Genomic DNA, 4,734 nt, shown 5'->3' on the forward strand with positions numbered 1-4,734 from the left:
CGGCGTCCATTTTCGGCGGCGACTTTGGCTCGTCCTGCTTTTTCTCGCCTGGTTGCGTTTCGACTGTTGCGGACTTGTCATCGACAGACGGAACCGGGCCCTTGGGACCATCGGGTTTTCGATTTCGTGCGAGCAATCGAAACCAACAGGGAAATGAGCTGCATCAATTGTTCCAGTTGCGGCTATCCCCATCTGGACCTCGCTGATTTTGCGGACACACCGCATCGCAAGCATTTCTGCGGGAATTGCGGGAGGGATAGCACCTGGAGCAAAGAGCCAATCATTTCTACACCGCTGAAGCCGCTCCACGATGCATTCGCCAAAACGTTGAAATATGAGACGCCCGACAGAAATCTCGATCTCGACAGCTATGCAGGCTGCGATTTTGCCGTCTGGGCATCAACGCCGGCAATCGTCTGGACCGCGGCCAGGCCTCAAGAGTTCGGTATCCACGTTCATGTCCACAACGGACAGGGCCGGATCGTCGATGACACATACAACACTGTCGTTTATCATGGCAAGCCGCTGGAGAGATCAGCGCTCATAGCGTCGATGATTGCTCGAACAATTGTTTAGGGCGTTGGCATAAATATATTCTGACCCCGGGGCGGCTCCCGTCAGGCGGGCTTGACCGCCTGCTCTGCGGCATCGAAATTGACGATTGCCTTGATCTGTTCATCAACAAGACGCTGCATAGCGTCGAACGCTGTGTAAGTTCGAGTGCACTCCGCAACGAGAAGATCAGCTATGTCAGTGAGTGCCAGCGCGTCACGGCCGCCGAAACCATAGTAGAACTGACCTGTCCCGGGATTTTTGTGCCGAGTGACCATGCCCGTCAGACCAAACACGAAGCGCGGCGAAAATCGATGATTGTAAGCGTTGCGAAAATCGCCCGTCGCATCCTTGAAAGCTTGGCCGCCGATCGCCTCGACAGCCAGCTTCGCCCGATTATATTTCTTGCCCCACCCTCGTCCATATGTGCCGCTGGTATTCAAATCTATCTCTACATCGAGCGGCAGATCATCCTTCCAAGAAGCGAAATCGCGCGTCATGTTGGCCTGATGACATAGATGCGCTGTCGCGAAGGCAAATCGTGATTTGATTACATAAGGCAGGTTCACAGCGTTCGTGGCCAGCACATCGATAAACTCGTGCGTCACCGCCATTTTCTCATTGTCATCCATCGGCTCTATGACTGTTGCCCAGGCTTGTAACCGCTGTACGTGATTGGTCAGGTCGTTGATTGTATTGGCCAACTCGGTCGAAAACTCGCCCAGCATCAGCGAATAAGCCATCCAGAGCGCACTCATTTTCTCGGGTAGCGTGTACCAGTTGTAAGGCATGAGGCGCCCCGCAAGCGGCAGGCGAGCACGTGCTTCACGATAGGCCCGATACATGCCGACATCGGCCCCAACCGCCTTCAGGCTTTCATCGTTTAAGTCTGTCATGAAATCACCCCGAATGACTGAATATGGTGCGCTGATGCGGCGATATCCGCCGGTCGTCTCAGCCTATTGGCTTTGCTTGAGGTTTCTGCTGTTGTCCCGCGACTTCCTCGATCGGATGCGGGGCGCTGGATAGTGAAAGAGCTTCGCCGCATCGCTAGGACAATTTCAGTGTATGAAAACTTGAATTACTGACCAATTGAATGAACCGCTCAAACCGCCCCCCACTTCCCCTGCTAAACCCAGAGCCATGGCAGCTACTAACGCCACTTAACGTTAGCACGCGGCAACTTTGGCCGTGGGGGCATTCGATCCAAAAATTCATACACACGTCAGAACCACGCCCCAGAGGATACGACAACATTCTCATCGCTTCCGACTACGGCGGAGCGCACAAAAATTCGACACACAATGTATATTGCTTTCTCGTCGTTGGGGGTGGGGGTCTCAACTGGCTTGCCCGAATGCGCCCCGCTCGCGACAATTTGCTGCCAGACGGAAGGACTATGTCCTATAAGCGGTTAGGCGACCCAAAACGCCAGGTTGCATTGGACGCGTTCCTCTCGGCAGCGGCTCAACTAGACGGCCATTTGGTTGCAATCGCGGTCGACAAGAAGAAGAAATGGCTTTCAACGCAGTTCAACTCGTCGGAGGAAACCCGCGAGATGTTAGGGTTGAAGTGCGCGTGGCATCCCCTGGCTCTCGAAGACATGATTCGAAAGATTCAGATTGTCGCAATTTTGCTTTCCCTTTGGTCAAAACCGGGAACAAATGTCACTTGGATCACCGATCAAGATGCATTTGTTGCGAACGACAAGCGACATGATGATGCGTTGACGGCAGTCGCGCGCATGACCTCACTCTATAATAGCCATCCAAAGGGCGTTTTCCGCTTGAACACGACTGATCAAGATGAGGATTCACGAGACTACGAAGATCTTTGCGCGATCCCAGATTTGGCTGCCGGGATGATCGCCGATGTCACCATGCGCCTAGTCGCGCATGAGGGAGCTTCGCTTGGTCAAAACCTGAAAGACGTGCCAGTGCGCAGCTTCCATGGTATCAAAGACACTGTCGATGAACTTTGTCGGGACCTTCTTATGGAAAAGGTCACTCATCGAATTGACGAAGATCATGCGTGGCCGCTTCCAGCGGAGCGGCTGCCCTACCCGCTCGGGGCGCAATGTGAGATCAAAGCCATTTTCAAATGGATGCCCTGGGATTCCCCGCCAGCGTTCTGCAAAGCGCTCGGCGTAGCAATTGTCGCAGCCGCGAGTGATCTTCGTGCATCCGGTGACCGGATTCCACGTCGCATCGGTCCATTCAATTGCGCTTCCGTCAGACATGATCAACTCGATTAACTAGCAAACTGTGTAGTCGAATGGGAACATAATGTGAACTTGCTAAATTCATAGTGATTGTAGTTCCTCAACCTCGGGCTGTACGGGCAGCATGCTGCTCGTCATTCTTAAATGCAGCGTTCGTCGAGCTCAGCGGGCGACACTCCCCTGCACCTTCAAAATGCCATTCTGAAGCCGCAGACTCGACTTTTGCCGGATGACTTTGGTTACGATCCTTTACATTTCAGAAAAAACAGCATGATCGAGATCATCGCATCGATCGCTGGCTCCCGCTGCTTCCCAGCGATGTTGAAAGTAAAGCACTCAGGCGGTTCACTGCTTCGGTTGCCATCCTGAAATTTGGAATAGCGTCATCACCAGCGAACGCCATTCCCTCAACGAACCGAGTATATTCGGCCTCATATTGCTCATCTGCATCGAGGACTTCGAGCATTCTGTTCAATCGCTCGACCGGGGGTAATGCGGCGAGGCCACCGCCTCCCCGATCACTATCTGCAATCAACGTCTCTAAAAGCAAAGCCGGGAAATTGTCGTTCTCACTGACCGACGGCTCAAGCATAGCAAGGTCGTGCAGATGACGCACGATCGTCGGATCATCCTTGTCGCTGTTACGATCCCGAGCAATCGCACGCCAGGAAAACGCGCTTAATTTATCAGCGGCCGTTTCCAACGGATCGACGCATTGAATGACCGCAACCTCCGGCTCGGCCCGCCGATATTGAGCAACGAAAGAAGATAGGGGCCGCCCTATCGTCGGCCAACGCGGCGGCTTGGCGGATAGCTCAGCCAAAATATGAGGGCGCAGCGCGTCATGGCCTCCAAGGACAGTGGGATAGTTCATCTCTATCTTTATGAAGGCATTCCCGCTGCCAGCCTCGACACTGGTAACTGTGAAACCGGCAGTCGCCCAGCCCGCCTCGAGGCTTTTCTTGAACAAGCTCAGCGCCGCCTTTTTCTGACTACCGGTTTTTGCCAAAAATTCGGCGGATAGCGAAAGCTTGAAATCAATATCCTCGGAAAACCTTTTGATCAGTTGATACCCTTTCAGAAGGGAGGTGCCGCCAGAAAAAACCGGCGTGATATCAGGGGTGGCAAAGCCGATCAGTGCGCTTATCGCCTGAACGACATACCAATCCTTCTCCACGAAGGATTCATCAACCGCGAGCTCACCAGCGACACGACCAAGATTGACCGTGTCAGGCGCGCTCGAGAACGACATAATTACCGTCATAGCCGATACGGCGGCGCACGCGGTCACGGACGGCCACTGTACGTCCAGTCGGCACTTGCGTTGAGCGACCGCTGTTGTAGGCGGTGTCGAAACTCGACGACACGACGGTTTTACCGAGCCGGCCCAGCGCCTCGGTGGCAAGCCGCTTGATGCCCACAAGCGGAGTTGGTTTCCCTGAAAAAGGTGACGGTTCGGCTTTGGCATAGAGACCATAGCCGATTTGCACTAAGCGTCCGGACTGGATCATTTGCCGTAATGCGCGACCCACCGCATCATAGCTGCCGAGGCCGCCGAAGTCACCACGCAAGAACACATTGCGCTTTGACCGCGCAACCTTGCGCTCGATCAGTTCGGCAATCGAGCCTGCTGACACGGGTGCCCGACCGCTGGCCTTTTTATATTGTCCTCGGCCGACACGGACGAGCTTTCGCTCCTTGACCAACTGTCCGAGGGCGCGTCCCACAGAATCATAGTTCACGCCAAACGCGAGATTAGCACGACCGACGACCCCGCTTTGCGGAAAGCGCTCCAAAATCTGATCTGCCAAGGTCAACATCATCTCTGCCAAAATACGGCGCTTACGACATCAAGTAATGCATCGCATCAGAAATTCAAGCATTATCGCTCCAGCGCCATTTGCCACCCGCTATGGCGTCGAGGTCAAAGACTTCTTCTGAAGCTGAGCGGGCGGCGCGCA

The 4,734-nt window shown here is 54.2% G+C and carries 5 protein-coding genes; 1 reads left to right on the top strand and 4 read right to left on the bottom strand.

The window, feature by feature from the left end:
• Nucleotides 1–576 (top strand): hypothetical protein (locus tag Q0R02_RS08160; protein ID WP_293882286.1); only part of this gene is annotated, 576 nt, incomplete at its 5' end.
• Between the two features lie 41 nt (nucleotides 577–617).
• Here the strand turns inward: Q0R02_RS08160 and Q0R02_RS08165 are convergent.
• The 4 genes from Q0R02_RS08165 to Q0R02_RS08180 form a co-directional block, all read right to left on the bottom strand.
• Nucleotides 618–1,448: a hypothetical protein gene (locus tag Q0R02_RS08165; RefSeq protein ID WP_293882288.1), complete on the bottom strand. Its 831-nt coding sequence runs from the start codon at nucleotides 1,446–1,448 to the stop codon at nucleotides 618–620.
• 989 nt (nucleotides 1,449–2,437) lie between these two features.
• Complete coding sequence (locus Q0R02_RS08170) at nucleotides 2,438–2,791, bottom strand: DUF5131 family protein (protein WP_293882290.1); 354 nt, start codon at nucleotides 2,789–2,791, stop codon at nucleotides 2,438–2,440.
• Nucleotides 2,792–3,053: 262 nt separating this feature from the next.
• A complete protein-coding gene (locus tag Q0R02_RS08175; protein ID WP_293882292.1) occupies nucleotides 3,054–4,025 on the bottom strand; it encodes a nucleotidyl transferase AbiEii/AbiGii toxin family protein in 972 nt (323 codons plus the stop codon).
• Nucleotides 4,003–4,593: a hypothetical protein gene (locus Q0R02_RS08180; RefSeq protein ID WP_293882294.1), complete on the bottom strand. Its 591-nt coding sequence runs from the start codon at nucleotides 4,591–4,593 to the stop codon at nucleotides 4,003–4,005. Before Q0R02_RS08180 ends, Q0R02_RS08175 begins: the two co-directional genes overlap by 23 nt.
• Between the last annotated feature and the right edge of the window lie 141 nt (nucleotides 4,594–4,734).

The sequence above is a fragment of the Sphingomonas sp. genome, assembly GCF_025353885.1.
In the GTDB taxonomy this organism is placed as follows: Bacteria; Pseudomonadota; Alphaproteobacteria; order Sphingomonadales; family Sphingomonadaceae; genus Sphingomonas_O.

Excerpts from the sequence above, each read along its gene's own strand:
- Q0R02_RS08175 (WP_293882292.1), bottom strand. The coding sequence starts at position 4,025 with ATGTCGTTCTCGAGCGCGCCTGACACGGTCAATCTTGGTCGTGTCGCT.
- Q0R02_RS08165 (WP_293882288.1), bottom strand. The coding sequence starts at position 1,448 with ATGACAGACTTAAACGATGAAAGCCTGAAGGCGGTTGGGGCCGATGTC.
- Q0R02_RS08170 (WP_293882290.1), bottom strand. The coding sequence starts at position 2,791 with ATGTCTGACGGAAGCGCAATTGAATGGACCGATGCGACGTGGAATCCG.
- Q0R02_RS08180 (WP_293882294.1), bottom strand. The coding sequence starts at position 4,593 with ATGTTGACCTTGGCAGATCAGATTTTGGAGCGCTTTCCGCAAAGCGGG.